This is a genomic window from Microbacterium hominis (assembly GCF_013282805.1).
Classification (GTDB): domain Bacteria; phylum Actinomycetota; class Actinomycetes; order Actinomycetales; family Microbacteriaceae; genus Microbacterium; species Microbacterium hominis_B.
Window position 1 is genome coordinate 2,244,624 of record NZ_CP054038.1, and the last position, 19,137, is coordinate 2,263,760.

Genomic DNA, 19,137 nt, shown 5'->3' on the forward strand with positions numbered 1-19,137 from the left:
CTCTCAGCCTAGGGGACGGTAACGTGGTGCCTTGTGCACGTGCTTTCCGTCAGCTCCCTCAAGGGTGGAGTCGGCAAGACGACCGTGACTCTCGGACTCGCTTCCGCGGCTTTCGCGCGCGGCGTCCGCACGCTCGTCGTCGACCTCGACCCGCAATCCGACGTGTCCACGGGCATGGACATCCAGGTCGCCGGGCGCCTCAACGTCGCAGACGTGCTCGCCAACCCCAAGGAGAAGGTCGTCAAGCAGGCGATCACCTCCAGCGGCTGGGCGAAGGTCCACCCGGGCACGATCGACGTCATGATCGGCAGCCCGTCGGCGATCAACTTCGACGGTCCGCACCCGAGCGTGCGCGACGTGTGGAAGCTGGAAGAGGCCCTGGCCACGATCGAGGCCGACTACGACCTCGTTCTCATCGACTGCGCCCCGTCGCTGAACGCCCTCACGCGCACAGCGTGGGCCGCTTCCGACCGCGTCATCGTCGTCACCGAGCCCGGCCTGTTCTCGGTCGCCGCCGCCGACCGGGCCCTCCGCGCGATCGAGGAGATCCGCCGCGGCCTCTCCCCCCGTCTGCAGCCGCTGGGCCTCGTGGTCAACCGCGTGCGTCCGCAGTCGATCGAGCACCAGTTCCGCATCAAGGAGCTTCGCGACATGTTCGGCCCGCTGGTGCTGTCGCCCCAGCTGCCCGAGCGCACCTCGCTGCAGCAGGCCCAGGGCGCGGCCAAGCCCCTGCACATCTGGCCCGGCGACTCGGCGCAGGAGCTCGCGGCCGACTTCGACGCGCTGCTGGATCGCGTGATGCGCACCGGGCGCATCCCGATCCCCGGCGAAGTCACGGCCTGACCGGGACCCATCAACGACAGACGCCCGACGCGATCGCGTCGGGCGTTCTTCGTTTCCGGATCCCAGCCTGGATCCTCAGCCTGGTCCCTCAGCCCGGATCGCCCCATCCTCCGGCGGTGCCGGCGGGAGGTCAGGCGGTGCGGGCGGCCCGGCGCGAGGCGAGCTCGTCCATCGCGTCGGGAGTCTGCGCGTCGAGTTCGACCAGTTCGGATTCGACCTCGCGCAGGACCTTGCCCACCGCGATCCCGAACACGCCCTGACCGCGGCTGACGAGATCGATGACCTCGTCGTTCGACGTGCACAGGTAGACCGAGGCGCCGTCGCTCATGAGCGTGGTGCCCGCGAGGTCTCGGATACCGGCGGCCCGCAGCTGGTCGACCGCGATGCGGATCTGCTGGAGCGAGATGCCGGTGTCGAGCAGCCGCTTGACGAGCTTGAGCACGAGGATGTCGCGGAAGCCGTAGAGCCTCTGCGACCCCGACCCGCTGGCGCCGCGCACGGTGGGCTCGACGAGTTCGGTGCGTGCCCAGTAGTCGAGCTGGCGGTATGTGATCCCCGCCGCCCGGGCGGCCTGTGCGCCGCGGTAGCCGACCTCGTCGTCCATCTGCGGCAGACCGTCGGTGAAGAGGAGTTCGGCGGAGAACGGCTGACCTTCAGCCGCGTCACGAGCGTTCATTCGCTCCCCCCTCCGGATGCGGTTGTCTCCACGCTAGATGAGCCCCGCCCCTCGGGCAACGACATCCGGCCATACGGCGTCGGCGTGTCGCGATCGGAGCCTGGATGCTCACGAGAGCATGCGGTCGAGAGCCGCGCGCACGAACGTGGAGCGCACCTCTTCGAGCCGCTTGGCGAGCTCCGGCGCCATCTCGCCGGCCCGCCCGCGCGATGCCGAGTCCGTGCGTCGCAGCAGCGGTGCGAGGGCCGATTCGATGAGCGCCACGTCCCGCTCCGCGTTCTGCCGCATCGCGCGCACGTGCCGCGGCTCGATCCCGTGGCGGTCGAGGGCGACCAGAGCGCGAAGGAGCGTCACCGAGTGCTCGGTGTAGGTCTCGGCGCCCACGAGCACGCCGGTGCTGATCGCGTCGTTGAGCAGCTGCGGCGCGGCGCCGGCAGCCGCGAGCAGCTCGTCTCGGCGGTAGCGGCGCGGAGCCGGGACGATCGAGGGAGGCATGGCCGTGGGCGGAGCGGGATCGCGGCCCGCGTCGATGTCCTCGAGATACTCGCGGATGACCACGAGCGGCAGGTAGTGGTCGCGCTGCAGGGTCAGCGCGAGGCGCAGGCGCTCGAGGTCGGCCTGGGAGAACTTCCGGTAGCCGGACTCGGTGCGCACGGGCGTGACGATGCCCTGCACTTCGAGGAAGCGCAGCTTGCTGGAAGTGAGGCTGGGGAACTCGGGCGTCAGCCTCGCCAGCACCTGGCCGATGCTCAGCAGACCCGCGGACGCTGAGCGCTCGCGGGCGGATGCCGATGCCATCACGCGTCCGCGGCCTGCGGAAGGTCGGCGGGTGAGACGAAGAAGTTGAGGCGGAACTTGCCGATCCGCACCTCGGCGCCGTTGGTGAGCGTCGCGCGGTCGGCCCGCTCGCCGTTCACGTATGTGCCGTTGAGCGATCGCTGGTCGACGAGCTCGAAGCTCGTCTCGGTGCGGGTGATCTCCGCATGCCGCCGTGAGACGGTGACGTCGTCGAAGAAGATGTCGGCTTCGGGATGCCGGCCGACGGTGGTCACGTCGGTGTCGAGAAGGTAGCGGGCGCCGGCGGTCGGCCCGGAGCGCACCAGCAGCAGCGCGGAGCGGGTCGGCAGTGCCTCGATCGCGTCGAGCTCCGCGGTGTTGAGGTCGCTGCCGAACGGCACGAACGACAGATCGGAGTCGTGTCCGAACGTCTGCGTGGTGTCGTTGGCCTGCTCGGCCTCGGCCGCGTCTCCCCCCGCGCCGGGAACCCGTCGGATCTCGTCCGGTCCGGGTCGGCGATTGTCCTCCACGGTGATCCTCCTATCGGGATGCAAGCCTAACGGATCGGCATTGTTTCGCCGCGTGTCGTTCGGGATTCCCGACCGCGATTCCCCCGCCTAACCTGGCTGGACAACGAACCTACTGACAAGGAGTCCGTCGTGTCGAGTCCGCAGCACACCATCCGCCCCTTCGAGGTGCGTGAGCGTGCGGCGTGCATGTGCGACCACGGCGACACCTGCTCCTCGTTCGCACCCGGGCACGCGCTGCATCTCATCCAGTTGCGCCTGGCCGCCGCCAATCCCCGTGACTGGGCGGACGCCCTCGTCGAGACGGTGGATGCCGGCACCGGCGTCATCGTCGTGCGACGGCTGACCGACGGCGCGGCGATCTCCCTGTGGAGCCGCGGCGGCGCGGTCGCGAACGTCGCCGCCGGCGCGCCGGTGGCGCTGCACGAGCGCTACCACGTGCTCGCGGTGGGTCGCGAGCGCTACAACGTCCTGCGCGGCTGAGCGCAACTGAGCGCGGCCGGGCCCCGCTCGGCCTCTGGTGATGCCTGCGACCTCAGGCCGCCATCATGTGCTTGACCGCCATGCAGGCGTCCATGCACGCCTGGCATGCCTGAGCGCACATCTTGCAGACCTCGCTGTGGGCGGCGTGCTCCATGCACTCGTCCATGCAGGTCTGGCACATGGCGATGCACGCGTCGAGCATGGCCATCATGGCGGCCGGGGTCATGCCCTGCATGCGCATCATGGCGCGCATCATGGTGTTGCACATGTCGGCGCAGTTCATGCACGCCGGCCCGCACGACATCATCTGGGTGGAGCAGACCGTGCATGCCTGCTCGCACGCCGAGCAGGCATCCATACACGCCTGCATCACCGTCATGTCCATGGTCATCGTGTCCATGCCGGGCATCATCATGTCCTTCGACATGGCGTCCATCATCATGGCGTCCATCTCGTGCCTCCGCTTCCGTGACCGCGACGTCAGCGGGCAGGTGCACCCGCCTGCCGCCCAGGCTAGACGCGCGGGGCCGGTCGCGGAAGACCCGGTTAAGGTGGATCGGGTGATCGCATCGTCCTCGCTCCGGAGCTTCGGGCTCCGGCCCCTCACCGCCGTGGCCGCCGCGCTCGTGGCGCTGGCCCTCGCCACCGCGGGCGTTCTCACCACGGCATCCCCCGCCCGTGCGCACGATGAGCTGATCGGCTCGAGCCCGGCGGCCGACGCGACGGTCGACGGACTTCCAGGCGCCCTCGTGCTCACCTTCAGCGACGAGATCGCCGACGACGACGGCGCCTCCGAAGTGCAGGTCACGGCCCCCGACGGCACGGCGCTGACGGCGGGCCGGCCGACCGCGTCGGACAACACGCTCACGCAGCCGCTGAGCGGCGACGCCGACGGCACGGTGACCGTGCTGTGGAAGGTCGTCTCCTCGGACGGCCACCCCATCTCGGGCGAGTTCGCGTTCACCGTGGCGCCGGCGACCACACCGACCGCCGAGCCCACCGCCACCGCCGAGCCGACGCCCACGGAGACCGCGGAGCCCGTACCGGGCGAGACCGCCGAGCCGACCGCGACGCCGGCCCCGGAGGACACCGCCGCCACCGCCCCGGCCTGGCCGTGGATCCTCCTGGGCGTCCTGGGGGTCGCAGTCGTGGGCGCGGTCGTCTACCTCCTCGTCACCCGCGGGCGCCCGGGCAACTCCGGCGGGGCCGGGACCGGTTCGCAGCCCGACTCCGACACTCCCGCCGACCGATAGGCTGGGCACCATGCCTCATTACGACGTCGTCATCCTCGGCGCGGGCCCCGGCGGGTATGTCGCAGCGGTCCGCAGCGCGCAGCTCGGTCTCTCGGTCGCCATCATCGAAGAGAAGTACTGGGGCGGTGTCTGCCTCAACGTCGGCTGCATCCCCTCCAAGGCTCTGCTCAAGAACGCCGATCTCGCCCACACCTTCACCCACAAAGCCGACCTGTTCGGCATCAAGGGCGATGTGGTCTTCGACTTCGGCGCCGCGTGGGACCGCAGCCGCAAGGTGGCGGACACGCACGTCAAGGGCATCCACTACCTGATGAAGAAGAACAAGGTCACCGAGTACGAGGGCCGCGGCACCTTCGTCGACGCGAACACGATCGACGTCGCCAAGGCCGACGGCTCGAGCGAGCGGGTGACCTTCGCCAACGCGATCATCGCCACCGGTTCGAAGGTGCGACTCCTCCCGGGCGTGCAGCTCGGCGGCAACATCGTGACCTACGAGGAGCAGATCCTCGCGCGCGACCTGCCGCAGTCGATCGTCATCGTCGGCGCCGGCGCCATCGGCATGGAGTTCGCCTTCGTGATGACCAACTACGGCGTGAAGGTCACGATCATCGAGTTCCTCGACCGCGCCCTCCCCAACGAGGATGAGGACGTCTCGAAGGAGATCGCCCGCCAGTACAAGAAGTACGGGGTCGACATCCTCACGGCCACCAAGGTGGAGACCGTCACCGACCACGGCGACAAGGTCACCGTCACCTACAGCGACAACAAGTCCGGCGCGCAGGGCTCCATCGACGCCGACAAGGTCATGATGTCGATCGGCTTCGCCGCGAACGTCGAGGGCTTCGGTCTGGACAAGACCGGCGTGAAGCTCACCGACCGCGGCGCGATCGACATCGACGACCACATGCGCACGTCGGTCCCCCACATCTACGCCATCGGCGATGTGACCGCCAAGCTGCAGCTGGCCCACGTGGCCGAGGCGCAGGGCGTCGTGGCCGCCGAGACGATCGGCGGCGCCGAGACCCAGACGCTCGGCGACTACCGCATGATGCCGCGCGCCACGTTCTGCTCGCCGCAGGTCGCCTCGTTCGGCCTCACCGAGCAGCAGGCCCGCGACGCCGGCTACGACGTCAAGGTGGCGAAATTCCCGTTCTCGGCCAACGGCAAGGCGAACGGCCTCGGCGAGCCCGTCGGCTTCGTCAAGCTCATCGCCGACGGCGAGCACCTCGAGCTGCTCGGCGGCCACCTGATCGGCCCGGACGTCTCGGAGCTCCTGCCCGAGCTCACCCTCGCGCAGAAGTGGGACCTCACCGCGCTCGAGGCCGCACGCAACGTGCACACGCACCCGACCCTGTCGGAGGCCGTGCAGGAGGCGTTCCACGGGCTCGTCGGCCACATGATCAACCTCTGATCTTCCCCCACGACAAGAACCCCCGGTCGCTTCGGCGACCGGGGGTTCTTCTCGTCTCAGGTGCGAAGACGCAGATCGTCTCCGGTGCCGCGCTCAGACGCCGAGCGCGCGGGCGAGTTTGGATGCCGAGGTCGCGGCGCCCGCTCCGGCCGCATGTGCGGCGACCGTGACGGCCTCGAAGAACGCTTCGCGGTCGCGGGCGTCGACGGGGCCCGCGGCGCCCAGCTCGATCTCCCATTCGCGCCATTCGCGCTCGATCCCGGAGCGCTCGTCCCTGGTGTAGACGTGGTCGTCGGCGAACTCGGCGACGACCTCGCCGTCGGACGACAGCAGGTGGTAGGCCATGCGCTCGTTGCGGATGCGCGCCAGCGGTACGAGCGCGGCATCCGCATCCGGCAGCACGCCGGCCAGGGCCGCCCGCACCGCGGCGGGCACGTCGTCGGCGCCGCCCTCTCCGAGCGGCCACTGCAGCTCGACGCGGGCGCCGTCGATCTTCGGCCCCTTGATGTGCCAGCCCTCGTCGGGGCCGCCGGTGCGCCGGCGCACGGCGTAGCCGGCCCGGCCGAGCGTCGCGTCGACCGTGTCGAGATAGAGCGCGTCGAGGTTTCGGGGGTCGGCGGCGCTCACCGCTTCGACGCCCGGCACCTCGAACCACTCCGGGATGCCGGTGACATGCGGCCCCACGTCGAACTTCAGCTCGATCTCGAGCGAGCGCACGGGCTCGCTCATACGGTGTCGCCGCTCGGGTCGATGTCGTCCTGCGACTCGACGAACCAGAACTCCGCCTCGGTGGGCCCGTCGGAGCCTCCGGTGTGCTGGGCGCCGCCCTGGCGCGCGTAGACGACCTGCGTCTCGCTGTAGGGGACGATCAGGCGATCGAGAGAGGCGTCGTCGAGCGGGAGGAGCTGCCCGTCGAGCGGGCCCCCGTGCAGTCGTGCAATGGCCATGTGCTGAGCATAGACCCGCCCGAACACGCCCGACCGGCGGCGCGGCCGCGCCGGTTCAGGCCGACGATGCGCGCCGTCTCACGCCAGCGGCGGGGTGTGCCAGATGCGGTCGATGTAGTCGCGCATCGACCGGTCCGACGAGAAGAATCCGGTGCGCGCGACGTTGAGGATGGCCGATCGCGTCCACGCGTCGGAGTCCCGGTACGCGACGTCGACGGCATCCTGCGCCTGGATGTACGAGGCGTAGTCGGCCAGCACCATGAAGCGGTCGTCGTAGAGCAGGTTCGACACGACCGGCTCGAACACGGAGCGGTCGCCGCCCGAGAACGCGCCGGAGGCGATGAGGTCGAGGGCGCGCTTGAGGTTCTCGTCGGCCTGATAGAACGCGGTCGGGTGGTAGCCCTTCGCCCACAGCTCCTCGACCTCCGGCTCGGACATGCCGAACAGGAAGAAGTTCTCGTCCCCGACGAGCTGGCGGATCTCGACGTTGGCGCCGTCGTCGGTGCCGATCGTGAGCGCGCCGTTGAGCGCGAACTTCATGTTGCCGGTGCCCGAGGCCTCCTTGCCGGCGAGCGAGACCTGCTCCGACAGGTCGGCTGCGGGGATCACGGTCTCGGCGAGGGTCACGTTGTAGTTCGGCGGGAACAGCACCGCGAGCTTGCCGCGCGCCCGCGGGTCGTCGTTGATGGTCTTCCCGACGGCGTTGATGAGGTGGATGATGCGCTTGGCCATCGTGTAACCCGGGGCCGCCTTCGCCCCGAAGAGGAAGGTGCGGGCGGGCGCGTCATCGGCCGGGTCGCCCCACAGCAGCCGGTCATAGAGCGTGACGATGTGGAGCACCTTGAGCATCTGGCGCTTGTACTCGTGCAGGCGCTTGACCATCACGTCGAGCATGTGGTCCTCGTCGAGCGCGAGGCCGTCGCGGGCGCGCAGCACCCCGTCGAGGCGACGCTTGTTGGCCGCTTTGGCCTGAGCGAACGCGGCGCGGAAACCGGCGTCGTCGGCGAGGGGCTCGAGGCGCCGAAGCTCGTCGAGGTCGGTGATCCACCCGTCGCCGATCGCGTCGGTGATCACCCGCGAGAGCGCGGGGTTGGCCTGCCGCACGAACCGGCGCGGTGTCACGCCGTTGGTGACGTTGGTGAACTTGCCGGGGAAGAACTCGTTGAACTGCGGCAGCACTTTGTCGCGCAGCAGCTGCGAGTGCAGCTCCGCCACGCCGTTCACCTTGGCGCCCGCGATCGTGGCGAGGTAGGCCATGCGCACGGCGCGCTCCGGGAACTCCGCGATGATCGACATGTCGCGCAGGCGGATGAGGTCGTGTCCGTACCGCTCGCGCACCTCGTCGAGGAACTCCTCGTTGATGCGGTAGATGATCTCGAGGTGCCGCGGCAGCAGGCGGCCGAGCAGCTCGACAGACCAGACCTCGAGCGCCTCCGGCAGAAGCGTGTGGCAGGTGTACGCGAAGCACTTCTGCGTGATCTCCCACGCGGCATCCCAGTCCAGCTTGCGCTCGTCGACGAGCACGCGCATGAGCTCCGGCACGGCGATGACCGGGTGGGTGTCGTTGAGCTGGAAGATCACCCGCTCGGGGAGGCGGGTGAGGTCGAACGCGGGGCCCAGCAGGTCGAGCAGGTCGTGAATGGATGCCGCGACGAAGAAGTACTGCTGCTGCAGGCGCAGCTCCTTGCCCTGCGGCGTGGAGTCCTCGGGGTAGAGCACTTTGGAGATGTTCTCGGCGTACGTCTGGGCGCGCACCGCCTCTTCGTAGTCGCCGGAGTTGAAGATGCGCAGGTCGAACGCGGTGGTCGCCTTGGCGCTCCACAGCCGCAACGTGTTGACGACGCCGTTCTCGTACCCCGGCACCATGAGGTTGTACGGCACGGCCTGCACGTTCCAGCCGGGCACCCAGCGCGAGCGCTCGACGCCGTCGTCGTCGTACTTCTCGGTGTGCCCGCCGAACGAGATCGTCTGGGCGGCCTCAGGGTGGGGGAACTCCCACGGCGAGCCCAGCTCCAGCCAGGAGTCGGGCTGCTCCACCTGCTGTCCGTCGACGAAGGTCTGGCGGAAGATGCCGTACTCGTAGCGGATGCCATACCCGACGTTGGGCACGCGCATGGTGGCGAGCGAGTCGATGAAGCAGGCGGCGAGGCGCCCGAGGCCGCCGTTGCCGAGGCCCGGCTCGACCTCGGCGGCTCGCAGGTCGGCGATGTCGATGCCGCACTGCGCGAGCGCCTCGGTCGCGATGTCGGCGAGTCCGGTCGCGAGGAGGTTGTTGTCGAGCTGTCGGCCCAGCAGGTACTCCGCCGACAGATAGGCGACCACCTTCGCGTCGTCGGCGATCGCCCGGCGCACGTCTTCGAGCCAGCGCGCCATGAGGTAGTCGCGCACGGTGTAGGCGAGTGCGAAGTACCGGTCGGTGACGCTGGAGGCCGACAGCGCGACCCCGCGGTCGAAGTTGAGGTTCAGCAGGAACTCCCGCACGAACCCGTCGATGTCGCTCGCGGGGCCGATCACCGGCGCGAGCGCGAGCGGATGGGTGGCGCCAGCCGGGGCGGGAACAGCGGCGTCGGGACCGGGCGTGGAAGCGGATGCGTCTGACACGGTATGAGGCTACCGAGCGGAGCCCCGTCGCGCCGCCCCCTCCACCGACCGGAACGCACGCGTTACATGCGCGTCACGCGGCGTTCGCGGCGCCGGCGCGCGCATAGGCTGGAGCGGTGAAGCCGTTCGTCCTCCTCGCGACGCGCGCCGAAGATGTTCCGGCCGACGAGGAGTACGAGCTCTTCCTCCGCTACACGGGGCTCGCCGAGCGCGAGCTCCTGCGGGTGCGGCTCGAGGCCGAGGACATGCCCCGCTTCGACCTCGATGCGCTCAGCGGCATCTTCGTCGGCGGCGGTCCCTTCAACGCCTCGGATCCGCTCGAGAAGAAGTCCGTCGTGCAGCGCCGGGTCGAGGCGGAGTTCGCGGCGCTCCTCGACGAGGTGGTGCCGCGCGACTTCCCGTTCCTCGGCGCGTGCTACGGCATCGGCACCCTCGGCGCGCACCAGGGGGCGGCGATCGACCGCACCTATCCCGAGCCCATCGGCGTGGTGCCGGTGACCCTGAGCGAGGAGGGACTGGCCGATCCGCTGCTGGCGGGGCTGCCGAGCACCTTCGAGGCGTTCGTCGGCCACAAGGAGGCCATCTCGCACCTCCCCGCCTCCGCGACCCTGCTGGGCTCGTCGCCCGCGTGCCCGGTGCAGATGTTCCGCGTCGGCCGCAATGTGTATGCGACGCAGTTCCATCCGGAACTCGACGTCGAGGGCATCACCACCCGAATCCACGCGTACGCCGGATACGGCTACTTCGCCGCCGACGACCTCGAGCTGACGCTGGCCGCCGTCCACCGCGCGGCGGTGGCCCACCCGAGCCGCATCCTGCGCCGCTTCGTCGAGCGGTACGCGCGCGACTGACGCCCTCGCCCCCGCGGCTTCGCCCCGGTCGCCCGCGTTGTCGCTGCGTCACCCCGAGACGACGCGGGAGATGGATGCCTCGCCCGCGGGCTCCGCGGCGGCCAGGCCGGCGCCGAGGCCGATGTCGACGAGCACGACCTCGCCCGCGAACTCCGGCCCCCGCCCGGTGACGAGTCCCGCCTTCACCCCGCCGAAGGTCACCGTGAGGGTCGCCGGGAGGATCGCGCCGGCCATCGCGCCCGCGTCGGGGTCGAGGCCGCTCGGCAGGTCCACCGCGATCACGCGGGTGCGCCCCGCGGCCACCGCGGGCAGCAGCGCCGAGACGGCGGCCGCGGCGGTGCCGCGGAGCGCCCGCGCGCCCGACCCGCCGAGTCCGAGCACGCCGTCGAGCACGACGTCGGGTGCGGCATCCATCGATCCGTCCGCACCGTGCCCGGCCGCGATCTCGCTCACGTCGATGAGCCGCGCGCCCGCCGCCACCGCGGCGCCCAGCGCCGCCTCGTGCACACGGGTGCCGACGGGCAGCACATCGATGACGAGGTCTTCCGCATCGGCGAGATCCGCGGCGGCCAACAGCGCGTCACCGCCGTTGTCGCCGCTGCCGGCCAGCACCAGCACGCGCCGATCGCCGGTGGTGCGTTCCTCGCGCACGATCCGGGCGAGGGCCGCAGCCGCGCGGCGCATGAGCGGCTCCCCCGCCTCCAGGAGCGGCTGCTCGGCGGCGCGCACCTGCGCGGCGGTGTAGGTCGGCACAGTGACGCTCATGCCGATGCACGCTCCTTCGCCTCGGCCTCGCGTGCGGTGCGCAGCTCGTCGCTCGCCGCCTGCACCGCGGCTTCGGCGCGACGCACCCGGCGCTGCGCGAACGTCGACGCGCCGTACTTCTCGCGCACACGGTCTTCGCTTTCGAGCACGCCGACGACGATGTAGGCCGAGGCGATGAGGATCACCTGCGCCGACAGGTTGAACCACAGCAGCAGCGCGATCAGCGAGGCGAAGGTCGCCAGCAGCGGGTTGGAGGTGGCTCCGCCCACGAACAGGCCCGACAGCTCCTGCAGCACGATGAGCCCCGCCCCGCCCAGGAGCGCGCCCGGCCACAGCGCTCGCGCCGGCGCCTTGACCCCCGACAGGGAGAGGAACAGCACCGCGATCACGGCGACATCCAGGAGGAAGACGACGCCGATGCCGGCCCACCGGGTGAGGGTGCGTGCCGCAGGGCCGGACTCGGAGACGCCGAACAGGTTCGCCACCAGGTCGACGCCGACGTTGGCGAGCACGGTCATCACGGCCGAGGCGACCAGCGCGAGGGCGATCCCGATCGCGAGGGCGAGGTTGCGCAGCATCTTCCACACGTAGGGCAGATCGTCGCGCAGCTTGCCCGCGATCAGCCGCATCGCGTTGCGCAGCGCCGTGATCGCGCTGATGGCGGTGAACACCAGCACCACGGCCGAGGCGATGGATGCGAAGGTGAGGCCGGCAGGGGCCGTGATGTCTTCGGGGTCGACCACGCCACCCGGCCCGACGAGCCCCGGCACGGCCGCGTCGACCGCCGCGACGATCGCCTCGATCACCTGGGGGTTGTCGCCGAGCCAGATGGCGGCGATCGTGAAGCCCAGCAGCACACCCGCGAACACGCTGAACAGCGTGCGGTAGGTGACGCTGTCGGCCAGCATCGGCCCGCGGTACTCGATGTACAGCAGGAAGGAGCGCACGAGCTTGAGCGTGAGCACCCACGCGATGGCCTTCTTGATGAACTGTTTGATCCGTGCGATCAGATCACGCATGGCCGCCACCTTACCGACGGCTCCGTCCGCGCACACGGGGCTGGACACGCGGCCTCGCACCCGCCACGTAGGATGGCTCCGGGGATTGGGGAAATACCGTGAGGGGACTCGCACAGACACTCGTGCTGACCGGGGCCGTGCGCGCGGCGGACATGTCCGCCGCGCTCGCCGAGGTCGGCGACGGGCCGGAGCTGCCGCAGCTGCTCGTCAGCCGCAGCATCATCACCGAGGGGCAGGTCGCCGAAGCGGTGGCGCTGCAGACCGGCCACCGCTACTTCGACATGAGCGAGGTGCAGATCGCACCCGACGTGCTGAGCCTCGTGCCCGGCAACCTCTGCCGCAAGTACCAGCTCATTCCGCTGGATCGCACGCGCGGCAAGGTGATCGTCGGGATGCTGGATCCCACCGACATCATCGCGATCGACGACATCACCAGCCTCACCGACCTGCAGGTCGAGGCGATCGTCGTCGCCGGCGACGCGCTGCGCCAGGCGTTCGAGCGGTACCTGCGCTCCGACGAGGAGCTCAGCGACCTCTCCGAGCAGATGGGCGAGTCCGCGGCATCCACGACTCCCGGCGTCGTGTTCACCGAGTCGCTCGATGAGCAGGATGCCGACGCCCCCGTCGTGCGCTTCGTGAACCTGCTCATCACGCAGGCGATCAACGACCGCGCGAGCGACATCCACATCGAGCCCGGCGAGAACTCGCTGGCGGTGCGGTTCCGCATCGACGGCGTGCTGCACGAGATGCAGCACGCGCCCCGCGCGATCCAGGACGGCGTCATCTCGCGCCTGAAGATCATGTCGTCGATCGACATCGCCGAGAAGCGCAAGCCGCAGGACGGCCGTCTGTCGGTCACGCACGAGGGCCGCACGATCGACCTGCGCGTGGCGACGCTGCCGACCGTGTGGGGCGAGAAGATCGTCATGCGCATCCTCGACACCTCGGGCACCGCCCTCGCGATGAGCGACCTGCGGTTCTCGGCGATCAACGAGCAGCGCTTCCGCGCCGCCATCACCCGCCCGCACGGCATGGTGCTCGCCACCGGCCCCACGGGCTCGGGAAAGTCGACGACGCTCTACACGGCGCTGCGCACGGTGGCCAACCCCCGCATCAACGTCATCACGGTCGAAGACCCGGTGGAGTACCGCATCGCGGGCATCAACCAGGTGCAGGTGAACAACCGCGCCGGGCTCACGTTCGCCTCGGCGCTGCGCTCGATCCTGCGCAGCGACCCCGACGTGGTGCTGGTGGGCGAGATCCGCGACAAGGAGACGGCGGTCATCTCCATCGAGGCCGCCCTCACCGGACACCTCGTACTCTCGACGCTGCACACCAACGACGCCCCCTCGGCGCTCACCCGGCTCACCGAGATCGGCACCGAGCCGTTCCTCGTGGCCACCGCACTCTCGGCCGTCGTCGCCCAGCGCCTCGCCCGGCGCCTGTGCACCCGCTGCCGCGAGCCGTACACCGAGAGCGGCGACGTGCTCGATTCCCTCGGCTTCCCGCACGATCCGAGCGACCTGCCGGAGATCTTCCGCGCGAAGGGATGCCAGGCCTGCTCGGGCACCGGCTACCGCGGCCGCGTCGGCCTCCACGAGGTGATGACGATGTCCGACGAGCTCGAGCAGCTGGTCGTGACCCGCGCCACCGGCACCGAGATGCGCCAGGTCGCCATCGCGCAGGGCATGGTCTCTCTCCGCGACGACGGCTGGGGCAAGGTGGCCGAGGGCCTCACGACCATCGAAGAGGTGCTGCGCGTCTCGCTCTGAGCGCTGCAGATGAGTGGATGCCGCGGCTGCGGCGGGATGCCGCGGCTGCGGCGATCGCGCCGGGCCCGGCGCGGCGGCGCGGCGAGGCGATCGCGACTGGCCCGGAGCCGCGGTGAGCGCCACGTGCTGCGTCCCACGACCGCGCCACCTTCCGGCATCCGCGCCATCCCCGCGCACGCCAACCCCACGACCGCGCCACCTTCCGGCATCCGCGCCATCCCCGCGCACGCCAACCCCACGACCGCGCCACCTTCCGGCATCCGCGCCATCGATCGGTGCAGCGGATGCCGCAAACTGCCGCGCACGGGTGAGCCGCCTCGCTCCCCCCGCACAGCACACCGCCCCCGGGGGCGGTGCCTCACCCGGGGGCGGCTCGCCGACGTCGGATCCGATGGGAGGGGATGACGTCGAGCCTGTGGCTGCGCTCGCGCGCTATTGCTGACTGAGTTCGCCGTACAGCGTGAAGATCGGCAGGTACAGCGAGACGACCATGCCTCCGATGATGACGCCGAGGCCGACGATGAGCACCGGCTCGATGGTCGACGACAGCTGCGAGGTGGCCGTCTCGACCTCGTCCTCGTAGAAGTCGGCGATGCTCGCGAGCATCTCCACGAGCGTGCCCGACTCCTCGCCGACCGACACCATCTGCGGAACCATCAGCGGGAAGACGTCGGCCTTCTCCAGCGGCGCCGCGAACGACTTGCCCTGGCGGATCGACTCCTGCACGCTGAGAACGGCTTGCTCGACCTTGTGGTTGTTCGAGGCCTGGCCGACGATGCCGAGAGCCTGGATGATCGGCACTCCCGCGTTGAGCATCATCGAGAGGTTCCGGGCGAACCGCGACACGGCGAGCTTGGTGTTCAGCGGGCCGAAGATCGGCATCTTCAGCTTGATCGGGTCGATCACCTTGCGCACCCGCTCGGTGTGCCGGTTGCGCATCCACCAGATCCAGCCGATGAACACGACCACGGCCAGCAGCGGCAGGAACCACCCCATGTTGTTCGACAGCACGACGAGGATCTGGGTGGGAAGCGGCAGCTGGCCGCCCAGGCTCGCGAACATGCCCTCGAAGATCGGCACGATGAAGGTGACCATCGCCAGCACGCCCAGGATCGCGACGATCAGCACGATCGTCGGGTAGGTCGTGGCGGCGCGGATCTTGTTCTGCAGCTCGGCCTCTTTGCGGTAGTTCTCCGCGAGCGAGGCGAGCGCCGGCCCCAGGAATCCGCCGGTCTCGCCGACGCGCACGATGCTCAGCATGAGGGGCGGGAAGATGTCGGGATGCCGCGCCATGGCCGCCGACAGCGACGAGCCCGCCTCGATATCGGCGTGCACGGCCACGAGCGCCGGCTGCAGCTTCTTGTCCTCGGTCTGTTCGATGAGGATCGCGAGGGTGCGCATGAGCGGGAGGCCGGCGTTGATGAGACCGGACATCTGCTTGGCGAAGATCGCGAGGTTCTTGGCCGACACGTGCTTGGTCAGCCCGGGGATCTTGATCTCCATCTGCAGGCCGGTCTTCGACACGGCCGACACATCGAGCGGAGTGAGTCCCTGTGCCTTCAGCTTGGTGGTGACGGCCGCTTCGCTGGCGGCCTCGATCGTGCCCTTCACGACCGCTCCCCCGCGCGGGTCGACCGCGCGGTAGGTGAACTCCTGCACGACGGCCATGTCAGGCCCCCATCTCGTGGTGCCAGCTGCCGGCGTGGTCGGCCCAGGCCGCGGCATCCAGATCCCGGGCCTGCACGTACACGTCGTCGAGGCTCGACGGGTCGACCGCGTAGCTGGCGGCGACGTTGCGGGCGATGACACCCTCGGCGACCAGGCGCTTGAGGTCCTGGTCGAGCGTGTGCATGCCGACGCCGGCGCCGGCCTGCATCGCCGAGGTGATCTGGGCGACCTGCCCCTCGCGGATGAGGTTCGCCACGGCCGGGGTGTTGATGAGCACCTCGGTGGCGATCGTGCGGCCCTCGGTCTGCGACAGCGGCATGAGCGTCTGGCTGATGATGCCCTGCAGGGTGTCGCCCAGCTGCGTGCGGATCTGGTGCTGCTGGTCGTGCGGGAACACGTCGATGATGCGGTTGATGCTCTTCGCGGCGCCCTGGGTGTGCAGGGTCGACAGCACGAGGTGACCGGTCTCCGCCGCCGACAGCGCGGTGCGGATCGACTCCGGGTCGCGCAGCTCGCCGATGAGGATCACGTCGGGGTCCTGGCGCAGCACGCGGCGCAGCGCCTCGCTGAACGAGGCCGTGTCGGCGCCCACCTCGCGCTGGTGGATGAGCGCGCGCTTGCTGGTGTGGTGGAACTCGATCGGGTCCTCGATCGTGATGATGTGCACGGGCGCGGTGTGGTTGATGATGTCGACCATCGCCGTGAGCGTGGTCGACTTTCCCGAGCCGGTGGGTCCGGTCAGCAGCACGAGGCCGCGCGGCTTGAGCGCCAGGTCACGCGCGATCTGCGGCGCGCCGAGCTCGTCGAGCGAGTACACCCGGTCGGGGATGAAGCGCAGCGCCACCGCGATCGAGCCGAGCTGGCGGAACACGTTCACGCGGAAGCGGCCGATGCCCTCGGTCACGTGGGCGAGGTCGACCTCGTGGTGCTCCTCGAACTCGGCGCGGTGCCCCGGCGACATGAGTTCGAGCGCGGCGGCTTCGATCCAGGTCGCGGGGATGGGGTCGGGATAGCCCGGGATCGGCACGAGGTCGCCGTCCACGCGCATGAGCGGGAGGGCGTCGCCGGTGAGGTGCACGTCGGAGGCGCGCCGGCGCGCGGCGGTGGAGAGCAGGGCGTCGAGGGTGGTGGTCATCGCTCAGTCCTCCGGGAGCACGAAAGTCAGGGCCGACACCGTCACCGTGACGCCGGTGCCGGTGGGGCTCACGGTCGACTGGATCGGGCCGAGCAGGCGCGGTCCCGCGCGCAGCCGGTCGAGGAAGCTCGTGGCCTGGCCGAGGTCGTCTGCCGTGATCGTGAAGGTGAAGTCGACCTGGCGGCGCGGGTCGGTGGATGCCGCGGCGGCGGGCTCCACGGCGGCGTCCGCCGTGCCATCGGCGGCGGCGTCTGCGGTCGCGTCGGTCGTCACGTCGGCGGCCGGTGCCGGAGCGGCCTCGGGCTGCTCGTCGGGGCCGAGGGCGGCGGTGCGCTCGACGAACGCGACGGCGTCGCCGGCGGTGATCGTCTGCACCTCGACGCCGGCGCCGATGGCCGAGCGGGCGATGAGCTCGAACACGTCGTCGAGCTTGTTGGTGGCCGGGATCTCGGTGCGCAGGGCCGCGACGGAGGCGTTGATCTCGTCCATGCGCTCCTCTTCGGCGCGAAGACCGTCGACCTGGGCCTGGTAGATCCCGTTCGTGGCGTCGACCTGCGCCGCCTGCGCCTGGGTGGCCAGCGACTGGAAGAACATCGGGAGCGCGACAAGGGCGACGGCCAGGGCGAGGATGCCGATGCAGGCGACGATGCCGATCAGGTTGATGAGCTGCTTGGGCATCACTCGGCCTCTTCCGCGATCGGGGCGAACTCGCCCGAGTAGATGGTCTGGTCGAAGCTCACCGACAGCTCGTAGGTGTACTGCCCCGCGGTCTGCTGGCTGGTCGCGACGAGGCGTCCGTCGGCGTCGGCGACCGGAGCGAGCGCGCGGATTCCGCGGATCGTCTGGGCGATGTCGATCGCCGTGGGGCTGGTGAGCGTGAGCGTTCCGGTCAGGCCGATCTCGGTCGTGGGGTCGGCGGTCTGCGGCACGCCGCCGGTCACCAGGTCGAAGCCGGTGATCTCGACCTCGGCGGGCAGGGCGGCGCCCAGCTGCGCGACCACGGGCGCCCAGGCGAGGTCGTTGCCGAGTGCGTCGATGCGGAACTGGGTGAGCTCCGACTCGGTGCCGAGCGCACCGCTCACCTCGGAGAGGCTCGCGAGCTCGGTCAGCAGCGTCGCGGTGCGGGCGTTGGCCGCGGCGAGGCGCTGGTCGGCGATCCAGTTCAGCGCGAAGGCGCCCGCGATGAGCGCGACGGCGACGAGCACGGTGGCGAACACGCCCCACACCCAGCCACTGGTGACGGCGGCGCGTTCGCGCCGTTCGATCTCGGAGCGCGGGATCAGGTTGACGCGCGGCACGCCGGGGCGTGTCAGGACGGCGGTGGCGGAACTCATCGGGCAGCCTCCCCGAGCAGGACTCCCGCCGTCGCGACGGCGTTGAGTGCGAGGTCTTCGGTGAGGGTGTGCTTGCCCAGGTTCGCGATCTGGTCGAGGTGCAGCGGACGCACCGGCATGTCGAACGCGCGGGCGAGCCCTTCGGCCACACCCGGGGCGGCGTAGCCGGCACCGCTGAGGTACACCGAGCTGATGGGCGTTGCCCCGTCGCGGCCGGCCGCGAACACGACGGTGCTGCGCAGGCGCGCGACGAGGTCGTTGACGGCGGGCGTGGTCGCCCCCGCGTTGCGCATGGCCGCGCGGCTGCTGGTGGGGCGCGGCGTGATGCCGCCGATGCCGGCGGGCTGCAGCATCGCCTCGAGCTCCGCCTCGGCCTCGGCGGCGCCGTCGTGGCGGCGCGAAGCCGCGGTGGCGATGTCGACGGGGATGATGCGCACGAACTGCGGGATGCCGTCGGTGACGACCACGACGTGCGAGGTGTGATCGCCCAGGTGCATGATCGCGACGGTCTCCCCCGCGTCGGCGACGCGCTGCGCGGCGCGAGCGAGGCCGAACGGCACGAGATCGACCGTGTCGACCTCGAGCTTCGCCTTGTGCAGGGTCGCGATCATCTGCTCGATGTTCTCGGCCACGGCCGCCACGAGCAGACCCGACACCTGGTCGCCCTGCTGCGACAGCGGGTAGAAGTCGAGCACGGCCTGGCTGGCCGGCACGGGCAGGAGGTCCTGCACCTGGAACGGCAGCGCCTGACGCAGCAGGTCGGGTGCCATGGCCTGGGTCGTGAACTCGCGCACGAGGATGCGCCGCGAGCCGACCCCGATCGTGACCTTGCGACCCTTGATGCCCGCCGTGGCCCACAGCTGCCGCAGCGCCAGGGCGACCGCGTCGGGGTCGAGCACCTCCGAGTCGCGCGCCGCATCGGGCGGCAGGGGCACTTCGCCCGCCGCCACCAGCGAGGGCACGCGCCCCGTCGTCAGTTCGACGGCGCGCACACTCTCCTGTGTGATTTCGAGTCCCACCAGCGTTTTCGCCATGGTCTCCCCTTACTTTCCCTGTCGCGGGCGCGCGCGGCTTT

20 protein-coding genes are annotated in these 19,137 nt (G+C 70.4%); 6 read left to right on the plus strand and 14 right to left on the minus strand.

What is annotated here, in order from left to right:
• Positions 1-33 precede the first annotated feature (33 nt).
• Entirely contained in the window at positions 34-843 is an 810-nt protein-coding gene (locus tag HQM25_RS10115; protein ID WP_172990119.1) for a ParA family protein, read from the plus strand.
• A 130-nt stretch (positions 844-973) separates the two neighbouring features.
• Here HQM25_RS10115 and HQM25_RS10120 read toward each other — a convergent pair whose 3' ends face one another.
• From HQM25_RS10120 to HQM25_RS10130, 3 genes are all read right to left on the minus strand, one after another.
• Entirely contained in the window at positions 974-1,519 is a 546-nt protein-coding gene (locus HQM25_RS10120; protein ID WP_172990120.1) for a MerR family transcriptional regulator, read from the minus strand.
• A gap of 108 nt (positions 1,520-1,627) precedes the next feature.
• Positions 1,628-2,317: a transcriptional regulator FtsR gene (gene ftsR / locus HQM25_RS10125; protein ID WP_172990121.1), complete on the minus strand. Its 690-nt coding sequence runs from the start codon at positions 2,315-2,317 to the stop codon at positions 1,628-1,630.
• Positions 2,317-2,826 carry an FHA domain-containing protein gene (locus tag HQM25_RS10130; RefSeq protein WP_172990122.1) on the minus strand — a complete coding sequence of 170 codons (510 nt, stop codon included), beginning with the start codon at positions 2,824-2,826 and terminating at the stop codon, positions 2,317-2,319. Before HQM25_RS10130 ends, ftsR begins: the two co-directional genes overlap by 1 nt.
• 129 nt (positions 2,827-2,955) lie before the next feature.
• Between HQM25_RS10130 and HQM25_RS10135 the strand changes: the two genes are divergently transcribed.
• Positions 2,956-3,306: a hypothetical protein gene (locus tag HQM25_RS10135; RefSeq protein WP_172990123.1), complete on the plus strand. Its 351-nt coding sequence runs from the start codon at positions 2,956-2,958 to the stop codon at positions 3,304-3,306.
• A 52-nt stretch (positions 3,307-3,358) separates the two neighbouring features.
• Here HQM25_RS10135 and HQM25_RS10140 read toward each other — a convergent pair whose 3' ends face one another.
• Positions 3,359-3,757: a hypothetical protein gene (locus tag HQM25_RS10140; RefSeq protein ID WP_172990124.1), complete on the minus strand. Its 399-nt coding sequence runs from the start codon at positions 3,755-3,757 to the stop codon at positions 3,359-3,361.
• A gap of 109 nt (positions 3,758-3,866) precedes the next feature.
• Between HQM25_RS10140 and HQM25_RS10145 the strand changes: the two genes are divergently transcribed.
• Positions 3,867-4,559 carry a copper resistance CopC family protein gene (locus HQM25_RS10145; protein ID WP_254359259.1) on the plus strand — a complete coding sequence of 231 codons (693 nt, stop codon included), beginning with the start codon at positions 3,867-3,869 and terminating at the stop codon, positions 4,557-4,559.
• A gap of 10 nt (positions 4,560-4,569) precedes the next feature.
• Positions 4,570-5,970, plus strand: a complete 1,401-nt coding sequence (lpdA, locus tag HQM25_RS10150; RefSeq protein ID WP_172990125.1) for a dihydrolipoyl dehydrogenase — start codon at positions 4,570-4,572, stop codon at positions 5,968-5,970.
• A gap of 93 nt (positions 5,971-6,063) precedes the next feature.
• Here the strand turns inward: lpdA and HQM25_RS10155 are convergent, their stop codons facing one another.
• The 3 genes from HQM25_RS10155 to HQM25_RS10165 form a co-directional block, all read right to left on the minus strand.
• A complete protein-coding gene (locus tag HQM25_RS10155; protein ID WP_172990126.1) occupies positions 6,064-6,699 on the minus strand; it encodes a CYTH domain-containing protein in 636 nt (211 codons plus the stop codon).
• A complete protein-coding gene (locus HQM25_RS10160) occupies positions 6,696-6,917 on the minus strand; it encodes a response regulator (protein ID WP_172990127.1) in 222 nt (73 codons plus the stop codon). Before HQM25_RS10160 ends, HQM25_RS10155 begins: the two co-directional genes overlap by 4 nt.
• Positions 6,918-6,995: 78 nt before the next feature.
• On the minus strand, positions 6,996-9,431 hold the full coding sequence (locus HQM25_RS10165) for a glycogen/starch/alpha-glucan phosphorylase (RefSeq protein ID WP_254359671.1): 2,436 nt from the start codon (positions 9,429-9,431) through the stop codon (positions 6,996-6,998).
• A 203-nt stretch (positions 9,432-9,634) separates the two neighbouring features.
• On the opposite strand from HQM25_RS10165, the gene HQM25_RS10170 reads away from it, so the two are divergent.
• Positions 9,635-10,369 (plus strand): glutamine amidotransferase, encoded by a 735-nt coding sequence (locus HQM25_RS10170; protein WP_172990129.1) that lies wholly within the window; start codon positions 9,635-9,637, stop codon positions 10,367-10,369.
• Positions 10,370-10,417: 48 nt separating this feature from the next.
• On the opposite strand, the gene HQM25_RS10175 is transcribed toward HQM25_RS10170, so the two are convergent.
• Positions 10,418-11,134, minus strand: a complete 717-nt coding sequence (locus HQM25_RS10175) for an NAD(P)H-hydrate epimerase (RefSeq protein WP_172990130.1) — start codon at positions 11,132-11,134, stop codon at positions 10,418-10,420.
• Positions 11,131-12,153: a YihY/virulence factor BrkB family protein gene (locus tag HQM25_RS10180; RefSeq protein ID WP_172990131.1), complete on the minus strand. Its 1,023-nt coding sequence runs from the start codon at positions 12,151-12,153 to the stop codon at positions 11,131-11,133. The genes HQM25_RS10175 and HQM25_RS10180 overlap by 4 nt, the downstream gene beginning before the upstream one ends.
• Before the next feature lie 98 nt (positions 12,154-12,251).
• Between HQM25_RS10180 and HQM25_RS10185 the strand changes: the two genes are divergently transcribed.
• Entirely contained in the window at positions 12,252-13,925 is a 1,674-nt protein-coding gene (locus HQM25_RS10185) for a GspE/PulE family protein (protein WP_172990132.1), read from the plus strand.
• A gap of 432 nt (positions 13,926-14,357) precedes the next feature.
• Here HQM25_RS10185 and HQM25_RS10190 read toward each other — a convergent pair whose 3' ends face one another.
• The 5 genes from HQM25_RS10190 to pilM are packed head-to-tail and all read right to left on the minus strand — an operon-like array spanning position 14,358 to position 19,096.
• The gene (locus HQM25_RS10190; RefSeq protein WP_172990133.1) at positions 14,358-15,593 is read right to left on the minus strand and encodes a type II secretion system F family protein; all 1,236 of its coding nucleotides are present in this window, start codon (positions 15,591-15,593) and stop codon (positions 14,358-14,360) included.
• A 1-nt stretch (position 15,594) separates the two neighbouring features.
• Positions 15,595-16,728: a type IV pilus twitching motility protein PilT gene (locus HQM25_RS10195; RefSeq protein WP_172990134.1), complete on the minus strand. Its 1,134-nt coding sequence runs from the start codon at positions 16,726-16,728 to the stop codon at positions 15,595-15,597.
• Between the two features lie 3 nt (positions 16,729-16,731).
• Entirely contained in the window at positions 16,732-17,406 is a 675-nt protein-coding gene (locus HQM25_RS10200) for a hypothetical protein (protein ID WP_172990135.1), read from the minus strand.
• Positions 17,406-18,062, minus strand: a complete 657-nt coding sequence (locus tag HQM25_RS10205; RefSeq protein ID WP_172990136.1) for a hypothetical protein — start codon at positions 18,060-18,062, stop codon at positions 17,406-17,408. Before HQM25_RS10205 ends, HQM25_RS10200 begins: the two co-directional genes overlap by 1 nt.
• A complete protein-coding gene (gene pilM / locus HQM25_RS10210) occupies positions 18,059-19,096 on the minus strand; it encodes a type IV pilus biogenesis protein PilM (RefSeq protein WP_172990137.1) in 1,038 nt (345 codons plus the stop codon). Before pilM ends, HQM25_RS10205 begins: the two co-directional genes overlap by 4 nt.
• Between the last annotated feature and the right edge of the window lie 41 nt (positions 19,097-19,137).

What these genes read in the sequence shown, in the direction of transcription:
- HQM25_RS10120 (WP_172990120.1), bottom strand. Translation starts at nt 1,519, where the DNA reads ATGAACGCTCGTGACGCGGCTGAAGGTCAGCCGTTCTCCGCCGAACTC.
- ftsR (WP_172990121.1), bottom strand. Translation starts at nt 2,317, where the DNA reads ATGGCATCGGCATCCGCCCGCGAGCGCTCAGCGTCCGCGGGTCTGCTG.
- HQM25_RS10140 (WP_172990124.1), bottom strand. Translation starts at nt 3,757, where the DNA reads ATGGACGCCATGATGATGGACGCCATGTCGAAGGACATGATGATGCCC.
- lpdA (WP_172990125.1), top strand. Translation starts at nt 4,570, where the DNA reads ATGCCTCATTACGACGTCGTCATCCTCGGCGCGGGCCCCGGCGGGTAT.
- HQM25_RS10155 (WP_172990126.1), bottom strand. Translation starts at nt 6,699, where the DNA reads ATGAGCGAGCCCGTGCGCTCGCTCGAGATCGAGCTGAAGTTCGACGTG.
- HQM25_RS10160 (WP_172990127.1), bottom strand. Translation starts at nt 6,917, where the DNA reads ATGGCCATTGCACGACTGCACGGGGGCCCGCTCGACGGGCAGCTCCTC.
- HQM25_RS10175 (WP_172990130.1), bottom strand. Translation starts at nt 11,134, where the DNA reads ATGAGCGTCACTGTGCCGACCTACACCGCCGCGCAGGTGCGCGCCGCC.
- HQM25_RS10180 (WP_172990131.1), bottom strand. Translation starts at nt 12,153, where the DNA reads ATGCGTGATCTGATCGCACGGATCAAACAGTTCATCAAGAAGGCCATC.
- HQM25_RS10190 (WP_172990133.1), bottom strand. Translation starts at nt 15,593, where the DNA reads ATGGCCGTCGTGCAGGAGTTCACCTACCGCGCGGTCGACCCGCGCGGG.
- HQM25_RS10195 (WP_172990134.1), bottom strand. Translation starts at nt 16,728, where the DNA reads ATGACCACCACCCTCGACGCCCTGCTCTCCACCGCCGCGCGCCGGCGC.
- HQM25_RS10200 (WP_172990135.1), bottom strand. Translation starts at nt 17,406, where the DNA reads ATGCCCAAGCAGCTCATCAACCTGATCGGCATCGTCGCCTGCATCGGC.
- HQM25_RS10205 (WP_172990136.1), bottom strand. Translation starts at nt 18,062, where the DNA reads ATGAGTTCCGCCACCGCCGTCCTGACACGCCCCGGCGTGCCGCGCGTC.
- pilM (WP_172990137.1), bottom strand. Translation starts at nt 19,096, where the DNA reads ATGGCGAAAACGCTGGTGGGACTCGAAATCACACAGGAGAGTGTGCGC.